Origin of the sequence: Stenotrophomonas sp. TWI1151 (genome assembly GCF_039673135.1) — a bacterium.
Taxonomy (GTDB): domain Bacteria; phylum Pseudomonadota; class Gammaproteobacteria; order Xanthomonadales; family Xanthomonadaceae; genus Stenotrophomonas.
This window is the reverse complement of sequence record NZ_JBDJLA010000004.1, coordinates 234,617-251,119: the sequence shown is the minus strand read 5'-3', so window position 1 is coordinate 251,119 and position 16,503 is coordinate 234,617. Positions and strand designations below refer to the sequence as shown.

The window sequence follows — 16,503 nt, the reverse complement described above, 5'->3', positions numbered from 1 at the left end:
TCTAATCTGTTTTTGTAGGTGGCTTTTGGTGTCGCGGGGTTGGTTTGTGGGGTGGGGGGGGGGGTTTTGGGGGTGCCCCCCCACCACCCGCATTGAAACATCGCCGATCACGGGGGGAGCCGTTATATTGGCCGCCATGAAGAACCGGGCTCCGGGCGCAGTGCGTCCGCTCAAGTATGTGTCGACGCTGCTGCTGGCCCTGGCCAGCAGTTCCGCCATGGCCCTGGGCCTGGGCGATATCCGGGTGCTGTCCAAACCGGGCCAACCCCTGCTGGCCGAAATCCCGGTCATTTCCGCCGATCCGTCCGAGCTGGAAAACCTCCGCGTTGCACTGGCCTCGCCGGCGACCTTCGCCCGGGTCGGGCTGGAACCGCCGTCCGGACTGGTCAGCGAACTGCAGTTTGAGTTGACCCGCAATGCGCAGGGCCGCGCTGTGGTGCGCGTCAGCAGTCATGCGCCCGTGGCGACGCCCTCGTTGAATTTCCTGATCGAAGCCGATTGGGGGCAGGGCCGTCTGGTCCGCGAATACTCCGCCCTGGTGGATGCGCCCAACAGCGCCGCCGCCGTGGCCGAGCCGGAGATCGTGGCTCCGGCAGGCGCGATGTCCAATGCCATCATCCGCGAGCCCGAACCGCAGGCGGCGCCGGTCGCCGCCACGCCGCCGCGCCGTACGGAACCGGCGACCACGCCGCGCCCGGCCGCGCCACGCGCAGCATCGACCGCACCCGTCGCCGCCGATGGCAGCGTCACCGTGCAGCGTGGCCAGACCCTCTCGCAGATCGCCGGTTCGCTGGCTCGCGAGCAGGGCGTCAACCGCGACCAGGCGATGATCGCGCTGCTGCGGGCCAATCCCGAGGCCTTCATCCGTGGCAACGTGAACCTGCTCAAGCAGGGCGCGGTACTGCGTACGCCGGGCGCCGAGGGCCTGGCCGGGATCGATGCCCGGCAGGCCGCGGCGATCGTGCGCGAGCACACCGCGCAGTGGCGGCAGTCGCGCGCGGCGATCCCGCAGCCGGCCGACAGCGGGGTGGCCGCCGTGCCGTCTCCTGCACCGGCCGCACCGACCGCTGCTGGCCAGGGCGCACGCCTGGAAATCGCGCCGGCCGTCGCCGCCGCCGGCACCACCGCAGGCACAACCACCGGCACCGCTGCCGGCACCGAGGGCGACATGCTGGCTAACGAACAACTGCGACAGGCCAAGGAAGACGTCGCCACGCGCGATGCCGAGATCCAGGAACTGCGCGAACGCGTGGCCGAGCTGGAGAAGCTCAAGGCCCAGCAGCAGTCCCTGATCACGTTGAAGGACAACGAACTGGCCGCTGCGCAACAGGGCCTGGAGCAGGCACCCGGCCCGCGTGACAGCGCCGGCGGTGGCTGGTACTGGCTGGGCCTGGTCGTGCTGCTGCTGGTAGTCGGGGGATGGGCGCTGGTACGCCGCCGCAAGCCGTCGCCGCTGCCGCCGCTGTCGCGCGATGGGCTCGATGGCACGGCATTGGCTGCTGCCGTCCCCGCGGCCGACGATGTGGACGAACTGGCAGCGCAGCAGGAGGACGTGCAGCGCGTGCCCGACGAAGAGGCCGTTGCAGAGGCCGACGTCTACGCGGGGCTGCGCCGCGAGCCGGTCTTCCCGCTCGCGCCTTCCGCGCACGACGCCGATCCGCGTGATCCCCTCGATGATCCTCGCTGGAGCGACACCGCGACCGACGAGGCACCCGTGTTGCCGGAGGTCGAGGCGACGGCGGCGTCTGCGTACAGTATCGAGGCCGATGCGCAGCACGTGAACGTGGATGAGGCGCTGTTCCGCGCGCCGGCCCCGCTGATCGAGCCGCCGGCCCATGCGCTGGAAGCCGCCGCGCAGCCTTCGTTCCGGGGCGTGTTCGAATTCCCCGATGAAACGGCGACGGCCGAACGTCCGGCAGACGAAGACGATCACACCCTCGGTGCCGACGTTGCGCCGGTGATGGCCACCCATGACGACACCACCGAGGGTGCAGACCCGGTCGCCGACAACGCGCCGGTCGCGCCGATCGGCAGCCCCGGTCGTGATCGACTGGAACTGGCCATCGCCTACCTGGACCTCGGCGATGCCGAGACCGCGCGGACGCTGCTGCACGAAGTGGCCGTCGGCGCCGACCCGCACAGCCAGGCCGAGGCGCGCGAACTGCTGGCGCGACTGGGATGAGCGACGCCCGCCCGCTGGCCGCCCGTGAACGCTGCCTGGACTATGTCGAGTTCGCCTCGCGCGATCCCGCAGCCAGTCGCCACTTCTTCGAGCAGGTGTTCGGCTGGTCGTTCGTGGATTACGGCCCGGACTACACCGCCTTCGACGATGGCCGTTTCCAGGGCGGCTTCTTCCGCGCTGAGCCGCAGACGGCGGCGGGTGCGGGCGCGCCATTGCTGGTGATCTACGCCGATGATCTGCAGCCCATGCTCGAGGCCGTGCTGGCCCAGGGCGGGCAGATCATCAAGCCGGTGTTCGCCTTCCCCGGCGGCAGCCGGTTCCAGTTCCTGGAGCCCGGCGGCAACGAGCTGGCCGTGTGGTCCGAGCGCGACGCCGTCTGATGCAATACCGGCGCCTGCGCCGGCCCCCCAAAACATAGAGGTTCACCATGCGCTACGCACTGGGCGTGGAATACGACGGCAGCGAATTCAAGGGCTGGCAGCAGTTGGGCGAGAGTGGCTGCCCGAGCGTGCAGGCCAGCCTGCAGGACGCGCTGTCCTCGGTGGCCAATGCGCCGATCCAGGTGGTGTGTGCCGGGCGCACCGATGCCGGCGTGCACGGCGAATGCCAGGTCGTGCATTTCGATACGGAGGTCGTGCGCGATCCGCGCAGCTGGATGCTGGGCACCACCACCCGCCTGCCGCGCTCCATCGCTGTGCGCTGGTGCGTACCGGTGGCCGACGAGTTCCACGCACGTTTCGCCGCGCGCGCGCGCCGCTACCGCTATCGTCTGCTCAACCGCCAGGTCCGCCCGGCGCTGTACCGGCAGACCCTGAGCTGGGAGCGCCGGCCGCTGGATGCCGAACGGATGCATGCGGCCGGGCAGGACCTGCTGGGCGAGAACGACTTCAGCGCCTTCCGCAGCGTGCAGTGCGAGGCCCTGCATGCGCGCCGGCACATGCAATCGCTCTCGGTGACCCGTCAGGGCGAGGTGGTGGAGGTCGCCGTTCAGGCCAATGCATTCCTTCATCACATGGTGCGCAATATCGTCGGTTCATTGATCCTGGTCGGTTGTGGTGAGCAGCCGGTCGCGTGGATGGGGCAACTGCTGGCCGGGCGCGACCGCACCGTGGCCGGCCCGACCGCTCCGCCGCAGGGATTGGTCTTCGTTGGTCCCCTGTACCCCGACAACTGGCAGCTGCCTGCCGAGGTCACCTTATGAGCCGCTCCTTCTACCGCACCCGTATCAAGTTCTGCGGCATGACCCGTGCCGGCGATGTACGCCTGGCCGGCGAGCTCGGCGTGGACGCCGTCGGTTTCATCTTCGCCCGCGAGAGCAAGCGCCGGGTCGCCCCGGCCGAGGCGCGCGCGATGCGCCAGGCGATCGCACCGATGGTGGACGTGGTGGCCCTGTTCCGCGACAACACCAAGGAAGAGGTGCGCGAAGTGCTGCGCACCGTGCGGCCGACCCTGCTGCAGTTCCACGGTGACGAAGACGAATCGTTCTGCCGCAGCTTCAACATGCCGTACCTGAAGGCCGTGGCGATGGGGGGCAAGGACGAGGTCAACGCCCGCCAGCTGCAACTGCGTTATCCCAGCGCGGCCGGCTTCCTGTTCGACAGCCATGCCCCCGGTGGCGGCGGTGGCACCGGCGTCGCCTTCGACTGGACGCGCCTGCCCACCGGCCTGCACCGGCCGTTCCTGCTGGCCGGCGGGATCACCCCGGACAACGTGTTCGACGCGATCGTGGCCACGCTGCCGTGGGGTGTGGATGTGTCCAGTGGCATCGAATCCGAACCGGGCATCAAGGACGGCTACAAGATGCGCAAGTTCGTCGAAGAAGTGCGTCGCGCCGATTGCCACGAGGCGGATTGATCCGCCCGCCCCACGTGTAGGCCACGACCGTTGGTCGTGGCGGCGTCATCCCGCCAGCTGCTCCTGCAGCCACCCGGCCAGCGCATCCACCCGTGGGTCCGCCGCGCCCTCCGGCGTGGCCAGTACCCAGAACCCCCCGGTCGCGCCGAATCCCCAGGGTGCCAGCAGCCGGCCGGCGGCCAGCTCATCGGCCACGAGCGGCTCCGGCGCGATCGCCACGCCCAGTCCGGCAACCGCCGCCTCCAGCAGGTAATACAGATGCTCGAAGCCGCTGCCCAGCTGCAGCTGTGCCGGCGCCAGCCCATGCGACAGGGCCCAGGCCGGCCACGCCTGCGGGCGTGAGGTCGTATGCAACAGCGATTCGCCCAACAAGGAGGAGGGCGGCTGATGCGCCAACCGCGCCGCGGCCGGGTGCTGCGGGCTGACCACCACGCCCACCCGCTCCGGCGCCAGTTCCCGCACCCGCCAGCCGCGCGGCCACGGCGGCTGGGCGAGCAGCAGGACCGCATCCAGGCCCTGCTGTTCGGCGGTGAAGCTCCCGTCCTGCGCGGACCAATGCAGCGGCAGCTGGGGCAGGGCGCTCTGCAGCGCCTGCAGGCGGGGAATCATCCAGCGCGCCAGGATGCTGCCGCTGCAGCCGAGCACCAACGCTTCGGGCCGCTGTTGGCGCTTGAGCGCCACCACCGCCTCGCGGATCTGGTCGAAGGCGCCTTCGCAGGCGGCCTGCAGATCCTCGCCGGCGCGGGTCAGGCGCAGCCCACGCCCTTCGCGCTGGAACAGCACGACACCCAGGTGCTCCTCCAGCAGGCGCAGTTGGCGGCTGATCGCGCCATGGGTGACATGCAGTGCCTCCGCCGCACGGCCAACCCCGCCCAGCCGGGCGGCCGCTTCAAAGCTGCGCAGGGCATTGAGCGGGGGCAACGGTCCGTCGGTCATGTGAGTTTTCCTGACAGGTTGTGGCAGATATTATCGATATTCCTGTCATGACAGGTGCGTTAAATTGGCAGCCTGTCTCCACCGGCTGTCGCGCTATGTCTGCTTCCCCCATCTCCCCCATCGTCGATTTCCACGCCTACCCCGATGCCAACGGCCATTTCGGCCGCTACGGCGGGAGTTTCGTCGCCGAGACCCTGATCGGGCCGTTGCAGGAGCTGGCGGCCGCCTATGACCAAGCGCGTCGCGATCCGGCCTTCATCGCCGCCTACGACAAGGATCTGACCCACTATGTGGGCCGTCCCAGCCCGATCTATCACGCCGAGCGCCTCAGCCAGCAGGTCGGCGGCGCGCAGATCCTGCTCAAGCGCGAGGACCTGAACCACACCGGCGCGCACAAGATCAACAACACCATCGGCCAGGCGCTGCTCGCCGCGCGGATGGGCAAGACGCGCATCATCGCCGAGACCGGCGCCGGCCAGCACGGCGTGGCCAGTGCCACCGTGGCCGCCCGGCTGGGCCTGGAATGCGTGGTCTACATGGGCGCCACCGACATCGAACGGCAGAAGATCAACGTCTACCGCATGAAGCTGCTCGGGGCGACCGTCGTACCGGTGACCTCCGGCTCGGCCACGCTCAAGGACGCGCTCAACGAAGCGATGCGCGACTGGGTCACCAACGCGCGCGACACCTTCTACATCATCGGCACCGTGGCCGGCCCGGACCCGTACCCGCGCATGGTGCGTGACTTCAATGCCATCGTCGGCCGCGAAGCGCGCGCGCAGATGCTGACCGACTACGGCCGCCTGCCCGATGCGATCACCGCCTGCGTTGGCGGTGGCAGCAATGCGATCGGTCTGTTCCATGCCTTCCTCAATGATCGCGACGTGCGCATCGTCGGTGCCGAAGCCGCCGGCGACGGCATCGAGACCGGTCGCCATGCTGCCTCCATCGCGGCCGGCCGCCCGGGCGTGCTGCACGGCAACCGCACCTATGTGATCTGCGACGACGACGGCCAGATCACCGAGACCCATTCGGTCTCGGCCGGCCTGGATTATCCGGGCGTCGGCCCGGAGCACGCGTTCCTGGCCGATGCCGGCCGCGCCGAGTATGTCGGTATCACCGATGACGAAGCGCTGGCTGCATTCCACCAGTTGGCCCACAGCGAAGGCATCCTGGCCGCGCTGGAATCCAGTCATGCAGTGGCCCAGGCGATCAAGATCGCGCGCGAGCTGCCGCGCGACAAGCTGGTGCTGTGCAACCTGTCCGGCCGTGGCGACAAGGACGTACATACCATTGCTGCCCGCGAGGGTCTCGTTCTGTGAATCCGCTGCTGCGCCAGGGAAGTGCGCTGCTGATGGTGGTCGGCCTGACCGGCTGCGCGCCGCCGGATCCGCCGGTGTTGCCGGCCCCTGCCGCGCCTGTGGGCGCGGTGGCGCCGGCGCGGCAGCTGGCGAGCAATGATGATGACATTGCCAACCGCCCCATCGAGGACGCGCCGGAAGCGCCCAGGGCTGTCGATGCGCCTGTTGTGGATGACGCTGCGCCGTCGGTGGTCTCGGTCGCGCTGGATCATGCCGGCGATGTGCTCATCGGGCAGCGCTTCACCGAGCTCGCCGCCGATGGCCCGTGGCATTCGGCCGGCCTGAGCGAAGGCGAGCCCAACGGCGCCTGCGAGTACTACGAACGTGGCAGCCTGCCCGAAGGCGTCTCGATGATGGTCGAGGATGACCACGTGCAGCGCTTCGAGCTGGCCCCGATCGAGGAGTCCTACGAGGCCATTACCCAGCCGGGGCCGTTCGGGCTGCGGCTGGGCATGACGTTGGATGACGCGCTCAAGCGCCTGCCGCCCGGCACTACCCGCGCACCGCATGCCTATGACCCGGAAACGGGCGAGTACCTGACCTGGCAGGACCCCGGTTCGGATCTGGCGATCCGGCTGGAGATCTTCGACGGGGTGATATCGAAGCTGTACTGGGGCGCCAGTGGCGCCGTTGAACTGATTGAAGGATGTGCCTGAGATGTCCGTGGACCGTATCGATGCCTGTTTTGCCCGCCTGCGCGATGAACGTCGCAAGGCGCTAATTCCCTTCATCACCGCCGGCGATCCGGGCCTGGAAGCCACCGTGCCGGTGATGCATGCACTGGCCGCCGCCGGGGCGGACGTGATCGAGCTGGGGGTACCGTTCTCCGACCCGATGGCCGACGGCCCGACCATCCAGCGCAGCTCCGAGCGTGCGCTGGCCCGTGGGGCAGGGCTGCGCTATGTGCTGGAGACCGTCGCCGCGTTCCGCAGGGACGATGCCACTACGCCGGTGGTGCTGATGGGCTATCTCAACCCGATCGAGATCCACGGCACGGCCCGCTTCGCGCAGTCCGCCATCGCCGCGGGCGTGGACGGCATCCTGCTGGTCGATCTGCCGCCGGAAGAAGCGGCTGAAACCCGCGAGATCTTCACCGCGGCCGGCCTGGCACTGATCCTGCTGGCGTCGCCGACGACCGCAGATACCCGTCTGGATACGTTGTCCGCGATGGCCCAGGGCTACCTGTATTACGTAAGCTTCGCCGGCGTGACGGGTGCGTCCGAGCGCCTGGACAGCGGCGCCGCCAGTGCCCGCCTGCGCGACCTGCGCCGCCGCTCCAGCGTGCCGGTGGTGGCCGGCTTCGGGATCAAGGATGCGGCCAGTGCCGCCGCCATGGCCGTGGAGGCCGATGGCGTGGTGGTGGGCAGTGCGCTGGTGGCTGCGCTGGGTGAGGCGCCCGACGCCACGGCCGCGGCGGCAACCGCGCAGGCATTCCTCACGCCGCTGCGACGCGCCCTCGACGCTGCCTGAAGCACGTAAACGTACGTACCAGAATGGTTTGCGTCAGCCCCCCGGCAACCGCCGGGGGGTGCCCGAGCATGGAAACGGTGAGCTAGACTGTCCGCCTTTGCGGCCCCCGGGCCGCCCTGAACGGAAGTAGCATCCCGCATGAGTTGGCTCAGCAAGTTGATGCCGTCTGGCATCCGCACCGACAACGTCCCCAGCAAGAAGCGCAGCGTCCCCGAGGGCCTGTGGGAGAAGTGCAGCAGCTGCGGCAGCGCGCTCTACCGTCCTGAGCTGGAAGAGAATCTGGAAGTCTGCCCCAAGTGTGGCCACCACATGGCCATCCGCGCGCGTGCGCGCCTGGCCGCGCTGTTCGATGCGGACAGCACCACCGAGATCGGTGCGCGCCTGGGGCCGACGGACCTGCTCAAGTTCAAGGACCAGAAGAAGTACAGCGAGCGCATCAAGGCCTCGCAGAAGAACACCGGCGAGTACGACGCACTGATCGCCATGCAGGGCCTGATGAAGGGCCGCCCGCTGGTTGCCTCGGCCTTCGATTTCGCCTTCATGGGCGGCTCGATGGGCTCGGTGGTCGGTGAGCGTTTCTCGCTGGCCGCAGAAAAGGCGCTGGAGATCGGCGCGCCCTACGTGTGCTTCTCCGCCAGTGGCGGCGCGCGCATGCAGGAAGGCCTGTTCTCGCTGATGCAGATGGCCAAGACCTCGGCCGCGCTGGGTCGCCTGCGCGATGCCGGCCTGCCGTACATCTCGGTGCTGACCCATCCGACCACCGGTGGCGTGTCGGCTTCGTTCGCGATGCTGGGCGATATCAACATCGCCGAGCCGCAGGCACTGATCGGCTTCGCCGGCCCGCGCGTGATCGAGCAGACCGTGCGCGAAAAGCTGCCGGAAGGGTTCCAGCGCTCGGAGTTCCTGCTCGAGCACGGTGCGATCGATCAGATCTGCGACCGCCGCGAGATGCGCGACCGCCTGTCGGAGCTCCTGGCCATGCTGGCGCGTCAGCCCGCACCGGCACCGGATGCGGCGGCCTGATGGCGTCGCGCAAGTATTTCGGCACCGATGGCATCCGCGGCAAGGTCGGTGAGGGCGTCATCTCCGCCGATTTCGTACTGCGCCTGGGCAACGCGCTCGGGCGTGCGCTGACCGAGCGCAACGGGCACCGCCCGGTGGTGGTGATCGGCAAGGACACCCGTATCTCCGGCTACATGTTCGAAGCCGCACTGGAAGCCGGGCTCGTCGCCGCCGGCGCCGATGTGCAGCTGCTCGGCCCGATGCCGACGCCGGCGGTGGCCTTCCTCACCCGCACCCTCGGTGCGGATGCGGGCATCGTCATCAGCGCCTCGCACAATCCGCACTACGACAACGGCATCAAGTTCTTCTCCGCCGATGGCGAGAAGCTCGATGACGCCACCGAGCTGGCGCTGGAAGCCGCGCTCGATGCGCCGTTCACCACGGTGGAGTCCGAGCGGCTGGGCAAGGCCATGCGTGCGCGCGATGCGGTCGGTCGCTACATCGAATTCTGCAAGGCCAGCGTGCCGCGCGGGTTCGATCTGCGTGGGCTGAAGATCGTGCTCGACTGCGCGCACGGCGCTACGTATCACGTCGCCCCGCTGCTGTTCCGCGAGATGGGCGCGGAGGTGGTCAGCATCGGCGATGCGCCCAACGGTCTGAACATCAACGATGGCGTCGGCTCGATGCACATCGACAATCTCGCGGCGAAAGTGCGCGAGGTCGGCGCCGATTTCGGTATCGCCTTCGACGGTGATGGCGACCGCGTGCTGATGGCCGACGACCAGGGCAACCCGGTCGATGGTGATGACCTGCTGTTCGTGCTGGCCCAGGCCTGGCAGCGCAGTGGTCGCCTGCATGGCCCGGTGGTCGGTACGCTGATGACCAACTTCGGCCTGGAGCAGGCACTGGAACGGCTGAACATCCCGTTCCAGCGCAGCAACGTCGGCGACCGCTACGTGCATCAGGCCCTGGTCGAAAACAACGGCGTGCTCGGCGGCGAAGCCTCCGGTCACCTGTTGTGCCTGGATCGCGCCACCACCGGTGATGCGATCGTCAGCGCGCTGCAGGTGCTGGAAGTGCTGCGCCGTGACGGGACCTCGCTGCGCCAGGTGCTGTCGGTGCTCAACAAGGTGCCGCAGAAGACCGTCAACGTGCGTCTGCAGGGCGCGGCCAAGGCCACCGTGCAGGCCGAGAGCGTGCAGGCCGCGCTGGCGGCTGCGCAGCAGGCAGTGAAGGGGCGCGGCCGTGCGTTCCTGCGCCCGTCGGGCACCGAGCCGGTGGTGCGCGTCACCGTCGAGGCAGACAGCGCCGAGCTGATGCAGTCCACGCTGGACAATCTCTCGGCAGCGGTGAAGGCGGCAGCCGCGGCCTGAGCCGTGCAGTGATGCCGGAAACTGAAAACGCCCCGGGAGACCGGGGCGTTTTCGTTGCAGCGCGGTGGCGCGTTACGGCCCCGCCACCATCTTCTTTTTCTTCGCCTTGAAGCGGTTGAACAGGGGGGCGATCAACGGGTGGTAACTGTAGGCGATGCGCTTGCGCAGCCAGCTCGCCGGCCGGTTGCGGATCGCGAACCGGTAGATGTGTCCCGGATCGCCGCCGACCACGTTGCGGCCGAACGGATGAGTGGTGTGCAGGTACTTGAAGCCCTGCGCCCGCGCGATCTGCACGTAGTCCTCGTCGAAATCGCCGTACGGCCAGCACAGCGTCTCCGAGACGGTGCCCAACTGCTGCTGCAGTACTTCGCGTGCCACCGAGAGGTCGCCGCTGATGCCCTGCCGCTTGTGCTCGCGGGAGATATCCTGCTTGAGCCAGCGCGTGTGCGTGTGGGTGTGGCAGTGCACCTCGAACGTGCCGGCGGCGATCATCGCGCGCGCTTCGCTCCAGCGCATCATCACCTCGTCCGGACGGTTCTCGCGCAGGATCGCCGCCTCGCAGCCGCGATGGTCCGGCGTTGCGGGCACGGTGGCGCCGGGCTGGCCGGCGTGCGGGCGGACATCGCCTTCGCCCATCCAGCCGGTGACCACGAACACCACGGCGTGCATCCCGTACTTGGCCAGGATCGGGTGCGCGTACACCCAGTTGTCCAGGTAGCCGTCATCGAAGGTGATCACGATCGATTTGGCGGGGGTCGGCTTGCCGGCGAGGAAGTCGGCGTACTGGTCCAGCGTCAGCGAGGTCCAGCCGTTGGCCGCCAGCCAGGCGATCTGGCTTTCGAAGTTCTCCGGCGACACCGTGATCATCCCCGGGGAGGGGGAGACATGGTGGTGCATCAGCACCGGGACGGATCTAGCGTTGGCCATGGCCCAGTTCCTTCAACCACTGGTGGTAATAGTGTTCGGTCGCTTCGGTGTGACCGGTCGGGGTGAAACGGTGGGCGCTGCGCATCCACTCCCAGCCCGCCAGGCCCATCTGCTGGCGGCGGTCGGGCTGCTCGATCAGGGTGCGCAGTGCGTTGGTCAACGCAGTCTGGTCGCCCAGTGGCGCGAGCAGGGCGTTACTGCCTTCCACCACCATCTCCGGCACACCGCCCACGCGCGTGGCGACGATCGGCACGCCGACGTACGCCGCTTCGAGAAACACCGTGCCGGCTGCCTCCTTGTGGGTGGCGAGGGCGAAGATATCGAAACCGGTCATCAGCCGGCAAGCGCCCTGGCGGTAGCCCAGCAAGTGCACCTGGGCGGCGATGCCGAGCTGCTCGCGCAGGGCGATCAGGCGGTCCATCACCGGCTGGCCGTCGCCGACGATCACCAGTTGCACCCGCGCATCGGCGCGGCACAGCGGTGCCATGGCCTGCAGCAGCTCCAGGTGGCCCTTGGGTTCGCGCAGCACCGCGACGCAGCCGACCACGATCTGTTCGTCGTTGAAGCCCAGCTCCGCGCGCACGTCCGCGCGGGTGTCCTGCAGGCACTGCCAGGGATCGCGCTTGGCGATCTGCGACCACTGCGGCGGTACCGCGATCGGCGGGACGATGCCGACGTGCGCGTCCTCGATGCCGCGGCTGACCATCAGCTTCTTCACGAAACTGCTCACCGTCATCACCCGATGGGGCAGGCCGGTGTAGGTCAGCAGCGAGTTGATCGGGCTCATCAGGTGGCGAGAGCGCACCACCAGGGGCGTGCCGCCCAGGCGTGCACCGGCAGCGGCGATCAGGCTGTCGCGGCGGCTGGTGGTGTTGACCACGTCGTAGCCTTGGCGGCGCACCAGGCGCGAGACTGACCAGATCCCCCGCAGCATGCGCAGCAGACCGCCCATTTTCAGCGCGTGGACGGTGAAGCCGGCTTCGCGCGCCATCTCGCCCAGGCGGGCGCCGGGCTGGCAGAGCAGGGAGACGTCATGGCCGCGCTCGCGCATGGCCAGCATGTGGCGATAGATGTAGATCTCCTGCCCGCCAAATCCCTTGGCAGCCTCGGTATGGAGAATTTTCAGTGGCACGTTCATCGGTGGACAGTCCATGTGTGGAAAAGCGCCCGCGGCCTGCGCGGGCGGCCATCGTCATTGCCTGCGGGATCGCACCAGCGCATCCCATGCGCTGTGCGGTGCCGTGGGTGGAAGGTCATGCGGGTCCATCGGCCACAGGCTGGGCCCTGCCCGCGCGAGCCAGCGCAACGCCATTGGCGATGAGGAAGAGGGCAGGGCATCCATGAGGCGGACCGGGCGACGCTGGGAGTAAAGGGGGCGGCGCGTGAGCGTCGCCGTTGGCCCGTTCTGGCCGTCTGGGCGCGCGCATTGTATCGGTTTGTATCAATGTATCGGTGGCGGGGTTGGCCCGATCTGGCACAATGTTCAGCCGGGCCACAGCTGGCCCACCGACCACCATGAACAAGCAGGAATCGCTGTGAGCCAGATCCCCACCCTCGACATCACCCGTTTTGACACCGACCGCGACGCGTTCGTGGCCGAGCTGGGTGCGGCCTACCGCGAATGGGGCTTTGCTGGCATCCGCAACCACGGCATTCCGCAGGCCGATATCGACGCGGCGTATGAGGTCTTCAAGGCCTTCTTTGCGCTGCCGGAAGAGACCAAGCGCCAGTACCACGTGCCCGGCAGCGGCGGCGCGCGCGGCTACACCGCCTTCGGCGTGGAGACCGCCAAGGGCTCGCAGCACTTTGATCTGAAAGAGTTCTGGCACATCGGTCGGGAGATCCCGGACGACTCCCCGTACCGTGACGTGATGGCCCCGAACCTGTGGCCGAGCGAGGTCCCGGGCTTCCGCGAGCGTGGCTACGGCATCTACCAGGCCCTGGACAAGCTGGGTTCGCGCGTCCTGTCGGCCCTGGCGCTGCACATTGGCTTGCCGGAGGATTTCTTCGCGGACAAGACCAACAACGGCAACTCCATCCTGCGTCCGATCCATTACCCGCCGATCACCGCCGAGAACATCCCGAACGTGCGCGCCGGTGCCCATGGCGACATCAACTTCATCACGCTGCTGGTCGGCGCCAGCGCGGCCGGCCTGGAAGTCCAGTCGCACGAAGGCAAGTGGGTGCCGTTCACCTCGGACGCGGACACCATCGTGGTCAACATCGGCGACATGCTGCAGCGCCTCACCAACCATGTGTATCCCTCGACGATCCACCGCGTGGTCAATCCCCCGGGTGAGCAGGCGCGCCAGCCGCGTTATTCGGTGCCGTTCTTCCTGCACCCGAATCCGGATTTCCTGATCGACGTGCTGCCGACCTGCATCACCCCGGAAAACCCGAGCCGCTACCCGGAGCCGATCACCGCCCACGGCTTCCTGGAAGAGCGCCTGCGCGAGATCAAGCTGAAGTAAGCGATCCCGCTGGGACAAGAACGAAGGCCGCCGAAAGGTGGCCTTCTTCATTCGGTGTATTGCCTGCCTCTGGCTGGCTCCAAACATTGCTGCCTTGGTTGCATTCGGCTATTTGCTGCCCCGTGTTGGGCATGGCAGCGCTCGCCCCGACAGATTGCCTCGCCGGAGAGCAGGGCAGATTCAACGCCGACCCACCGCGTCTTAGCCGTCCCTTGCACGCCGACACACGGTCAGTGGGGGGGCGTGGGTGGGTTGGCGGGACCGTTATGCGCCATGGATGGCGCATATCGAGCCGCCATGGACGGGTTTACGGCGTGTCCCGCCAACCCACCCACGCTCGCCCAGTCCGGGCACGTCCACCGGCCCCGTCGCCCTTGCTTTTGACTTGGGGCCGCAACAAAAAATAAATATCCAATTGAAATGTAAGCGTTTTCCCGCCAACGCCATTTCGTTGCATCCGTTATCATGGCCGGCTGATACCCAAAGGAGCCCCCGCCATGCGCCGCAAGATCGTCGCCGGTAACTGGAAGCTGCACGGCAGCCGCCAATTCGCCACCGACCTGGTCAGTGACCTGGTTGCCGACCTCCCACTGCAGGGCGTCGAAGTCGTGGTCCTGCCGCCGCTCCCGTACCTGGGCGAACTGGTCGAGGCCTTCGAAGGGCGCGCCGTCGCCTTTGGCTCCCAGGATGTCAGCAGCAACGAAAAGGGCGCCTACACCGGCGAAGTCTCGGCCACCATGCTGGCCGAAGTCGGTGCCCGTTACGGCCTGGTCGGCCACTCCGAACGCCGCCAGTACCACGCCGAAAGCAGTGAGCTGGTCGCCCGCAAGTTCGCCGCCGCCCTGCATGCCGGCCTGACCCCCATCCTGTGCGTGGGCGAAACCCTCGAGCAGCGTGAGGCCCATCAGACCGAGGCGGTCATCGCCGCCCAGCTCGCCCCGGTGCTGGAGCTGGTCGGCGCCGCCGGCTTCGCCCAGGCCGTGGTCGCCTATGAGCCGGTCTGGGCCATCGGTACCGGCCGGACTGCCTCCAAGGAACAGGCCCAGCAGGTCCACGCGTTCATCCGTGGCGAAGTGGCCAAGCTCGATGCTAGAATTGCGGATTCACTGTCGATCCTCTATGGCGGCAGCGTGAAGCCCGACAACGCCGCGGAACTGTTCGCACAGCCCGATGTCGATGGTGGGCTGGTGGGCGGCGCCTCCCTGGTGGCCGCGGACTTCCTTGCCATCGCTGCCGCGGCGGCGGGGCGCTAATTAGTTACGTTGTCGGCTCAACCGCCGGCACGACATGTCCGAGGACGGATTCGAAATGCTGATGTTGATCCTCAATGTGGTCTACGTGCTGGTCGCAGTGGCCATGATCGCGCTCATCCTGATGCAGCGTGGTTCCGGCGCGGCCGCAGGGTCGGGTTTCGGTGCCGGCGCCTCGGGCACTGTGTTCGGCGCGCGTGGCGCGTCCAACTTCCTGTCCAAGTCGACCAAGTGGCTGGCCGTGGTGTTCTTCGGCATCAGCCTCTTCATGGCCTGGTATGCCAGCCATGGCTCGCGCCCGGCGGCGCAGCAGGATCTGGGTCTGATGTCGGCGCCAGCCGCAACTGCGCCGGCCGCCCCGGCAGGCGAGCTTCCGGCCGTGCCGAAGGCCCCGGAAACCCCGTCGCAGCAGCCTGTTCCGTCGGCCACTGTGCCGGCTCAGGCGGAAACGCCGAAATCTGGTGAAGAAAAGCCTTCGGAAGGCACCCAGACTCGCTGAAGACGGTTACAATATGCGGCGCACTGGAGAACAACCGGTGCGATCGTAAGCCCAGGTGGCGGAATTGGTAGACGCACTACCTTGAGGTGGTAGCGACGAGAGTCGTAGGGGTTCGAGTCCCCTCTTGGGCACCATTTGTTTGTAAGCGGGTTCGTCTGGCGCGCAAAGCGCCAGGTAGCGGTATCCGTCCACTCCCCCATGCCAAAGCGCCTGCAGGCGCAGCGGCAGAGGCAAGAGAGAATCGCTGTGCTGGCCGAATATTTGCCGTCTCTGCTGTTTCTGATCGTTGCCACCGGTATCGGCGTTGCGCTGATGCTGGTTGGCCGATTCCTCGGTCCCCGACGTCCTGATCTTAAAAAGCTCTCGCCGTACGAATGCGGCTTCGAGGCTTTCGAGGACGCGCGCATGAAGTTCGATGTGCGCTACTACCTGATCGCGATTCAGTTCATCGTATTTGATCTGGAAATCATCTTCATCGTGCCGTGGACCCAGGTCTTCATGGAACTGGGCGCACGTTCGCTGGTCACGATGGGCCTCTTCGTAGGCATGCTTTTCCTCGGTTTCATTTACGTCTGGAAGAAGGGAGCGCTGGAATGGGAGTAATTCAGACGCTCGACGGCCTGATGAACAACCCGGTCCCGGAAGGGCGGGTCGATGACATCCTGCGCCCCGAAGGCGACAACCCCCTGCTCGAAAAGGGTTACGTGACCACCAGCGTCGATGCGCTGTTGAATTGGGCGCGTACCGGTTCGATGTGGCCGATGACCTTTGGTCTGGCCTGCTGCGCAGTGGAAATGATGCACGCCGGTGCGGCGCGTCTGGATCTTGACCGTTACGGCGTGGTGTTCCGCCCGTCGCCGCGTCAGTCCGACGTGATGATCGTGGCCGGCACCCTGGTCAACAAGATGGCTCCGGCCCTGCGCAAGGTCTATGACCAGATGCCGGACCCGAAGTGGGTCATCTCGATGGGCAGCTGCGCCAACGGTGGCGGCTATTACCACTACTCCTATGCAGTAGTGCGTGGCTGTGACCGCGTGGTGCCGGTGGACATCTATGTCCCCGGCTGCCCACCTACCGCCGAAGCGCTGGTGTACGGGATCCTGCAGTTGCAGAAGAAGATCTGGCGTACGCAGACCATCGCCCGCTGACATCCCTCCTGACAAGAGCACGCCAAGCCC

The 16,503-nt window shown here is 67.5% G+C and carries 17 protein-coding genes and 1 tRNA gene; 15 read left to right on the top strand and 3 right to left on the bottom strand.

What is annotated here, in order from left to right; genetic code table 11:
- The first annotated feature begins 136 nt into the window (after window positions 1-136).
- The 4 genes from ABE422_RS08105 to ABE422_RS08090 are packed head-to-tail and all read left to right on the top strand — an operon-like array spanning window position 137 to window position 4,036.
- Window positions 137-2,182, top strand: coding sequence for a FimV/HubP family polar landmark protein (locus tag ABE422_RS08105; RefSeq protein ID WP_346482777.1), 2,046 nt, complete (start codon window positions 137-139; stop codon window positions 2,180-2,182).
- Window positions 2,179-2,562 carry a VOC family protein gene (locus ABE422_RS08100; protein WP_313218987.1) on the top strand — a complete coding sequence of 128 codons (384 nt, stop codon included), beginning with the start codon at window positions 2,179-2,181 and terminating at the stop codon, window positions 2,560-2,562. Before ABE422_RS08105 ends, ABE422_RS08100 begins: the two co-directional genes overlap by 4 nt.
- A gap of 47 nt (window positions 2,563-2,609) precedes the next feature.
- Window positions 2,610-3,383, top strand: a complete 774-nt coding sequence (truA, locus tag ABE422_RS08095) for a tRNA pseudouridine(38-40) synthase TruA (RefSeq protein ID WP_346482776.1) — start codon at window positions 2,610-2,612, stop codon at window positions 3,381-3,383.
- Window positions 3,380-4,036: a phosphoribosylanthranilate isomerase gene (locus ABE422_RS08090; protein WP_088433287.1), complete on the top strand. Its 657-nt coding sequence runs from the start codon at window positions 3,380-3,382 to the stop codon at window positions 4,034-4,036. The genes truA and ABE422_RS08090 overlap by 4 nt, the downstream gene beginning before the upstream one ends.
- 45 nt (window positions 4,037-4,081) lie before the next feature.
- Here ABE422_RS08090 and ABE422_RS08085 read toward each other — a convergent pair whose 3' ends face one another.
- Window positions 4,082-4,972 carry a LysR family transcriptional regulator gene (locus ABE422_RS08085; protein WP_313208953.1) on the bottom strand — a complete coding sequence of 297 codons (891 nt, stop codon included), beginning with the start codon at window positions 4,970-4,972 and terminating at the stop codon, window positions 4,082-4,084.
- A 95-nt stretch (window positions 4,973-5,067) separates the two neighbouring features.
- On the opposite strand from ABE422_RS08085, the gene trpB reads away from it, so the two are divergent.
- The 5 genes from trpB to glmM all read left to right on the top strand — a co-directional run bounded on the left by trpB (window position 5,068) and on the right by glmM (window position 10,178).
- Window positions 5,068-6,294, top strand: coding sequence for a tryptophan synthase subunit beta (gene trpB, locus ABE422_RS08080; RefSeq protein ID WP_346482775.1), 1,227 nt, complete (start codon window positions 5,068-5,070; stop codon window positions 6,292-6,294).
- Window positions 6,291-6,989: a hypothetical protein gene (locus ABE422_RS08075; protein WP_346482774.1), complete on the top strand. Its 699-nt coding sequence runs from the start codon at window positions 6,291-6,293 to the stop codon at window positions 6,987-6,989. Before trpB ends, ABE422_RS08075 begins: the two co-directional genes overlap by 4 nt.
- A gap of 7 nt (window positions 6,990-6,996) precedes the next feature.
- Window positions 6,997-7,803, top strand: a complete 807-nt coding sequence (gene trpA, locus ABE422_RS08070; protein WP_313209014.1) for a tryptophan synthase subunit alpha — start codon at window positions 6,997-6,999, stop codon at window positions 7,801-7,803.
- Window positions 7,804-7,941: 138 nt separating this feature from the next.
- Window positions 7,942-8,826 (top strand): acetyl-CoA carboxylase, carboxyltransferase subunit beta, encoded by an 885-nt coding sequence (gene accD, locus ABE422_RS08065; RefSeq protein WP_070470925.1) that lies wholly within the window; start codon window positions 7,942-7,944, stop codon window positions 8,824-8,826.
- Window positions 8,826-10,178, top strand: coding sequence for a phosphoglucosamine mutase (gene glmM, locus ABE422_RS08060; protein ID WP_346482773.1), 1,353 nt, complete (start codon window positions 8,826-8,828; stop codon window positions 10,176-10,178). Before accD ends, glmM begins: the two co-directional genes overlap by 1 nt.
- Before the next feature lie 72 nt (window positions 10,179-10,250).
- Here glmM and ABE422_RS08055 read toward each other — a convergent pair whose 3' ends face one another.
- The gene (locus ABE422_RS08055) at window positions 10,251-11,105 is read right to left on the bottom strand and encodes a polysaccharide deacetylase family protein (protein WP_313208957.1); all 855 of its coding nucleotides are present in this window, start codon (window positions 11,103-11,105) and stop codon (window positions 10,251-10,253) included.
- Window positions 11,092-12,243 carry a glycosyltransferase family 4 protein gene (locus ABE422_RS08050; RefSeq protein WP_346482772.1) on the bottom strand — a complete coding sequence of 384 codons (1,152 nt, stop codon included), beginning with the start codon at window positions 12,241-12,243 and terminating at the stop codon, window positions 11,092-11,094. The genes ABE422_RS08055 and ABE422_RS08050 overlap by 14 nt, the downstream gene beginning before the upstream one ends.
- A gap of 397 nt (window positions 12,244-12,640) precedes the next feature.
- Here ABE422_RS08050 and ABE422_RS08045 point away from each other — a divergent pair, with 397 nt between their 5' ends.
- The 6 genes from ABE422_RS08045 (at window position 12,641) to ABE422_RS08020 (ending at window position 16,473) form a co-directional block, all read left to right on the top strand.
- Window positions 12,641-13,576: a 2-oxoglutarate and iron-dependent oxygenase domain-containing protein gene (locus tag ABE422_RS08045; protein ID WP_313208958.1), complete on the top strand. Its 936-nt coding sequence runs from the start codon at window positions 12,641-12,643 to the stop codon at window positions 13,574-13,576.
- Window positions 13,577-14,073: 497 nt separating this feature from the next.
- The gene (gene tpiA / locus ABE422_RS08040) at window positions 14,074-14,829 is read left to right on the top strand and encodes a triose-phosphate isomerase (protein WP_121038430.1); all 756 of its coding nucleotides are present in this window, start codon (window positions 14,074-14,076) and stop codon (window positions 14,827-14,829) included.
- Window positions 14,830-14,884: 55 nt separating this feature from the next.
- Window positions 14,885-15,325: a preprotein translocase subunit SecG gene (secG, locus tag ABE422_RS08035; RefSeq protein WP_346481772.1), complete on the top strand. Its 441-nt coding sequence runs from the start codon at window positions 14,885-14,887 to the stop codon at window positions 15,323-15,325.
- 49 nt (window positions 15,326-15,374) lie between these two features.
- Window positions 15,375-15,459, top strand: a tRNA-Leu gene (locus tag ABE422_RS08030).
- Between the two features lie 112 nt (window positions 15,460-15,571).
- Window positions 15,572-15,928, top strand: coding sequence for an NADH-quinone oxidoreductase subunit A (locus tag ABE422_RS08025; protein WP_026069699.1), 357 nt, complete (start codon window positions 15,572-15,574; stop codon window positions 15,926-15,928).
- Window positions 15,919-16,473, top strand: coding sequence for an NADH-quinone oxidoreductase subunit B (locus ABE422_RS08020; RefSeq protein WP_019182677.1), 555 nt, complete (start codon window positions 15,919-15,921; stop codon window positions 16,471-16,473). The genes ABE422_RS08025 and ABE422_RS08020 overlap by 10 nt, the downstream gene beginning before the upstream one ends.
- Window positions 16,474-16,503: the final 30 nt, after the last annotated feature.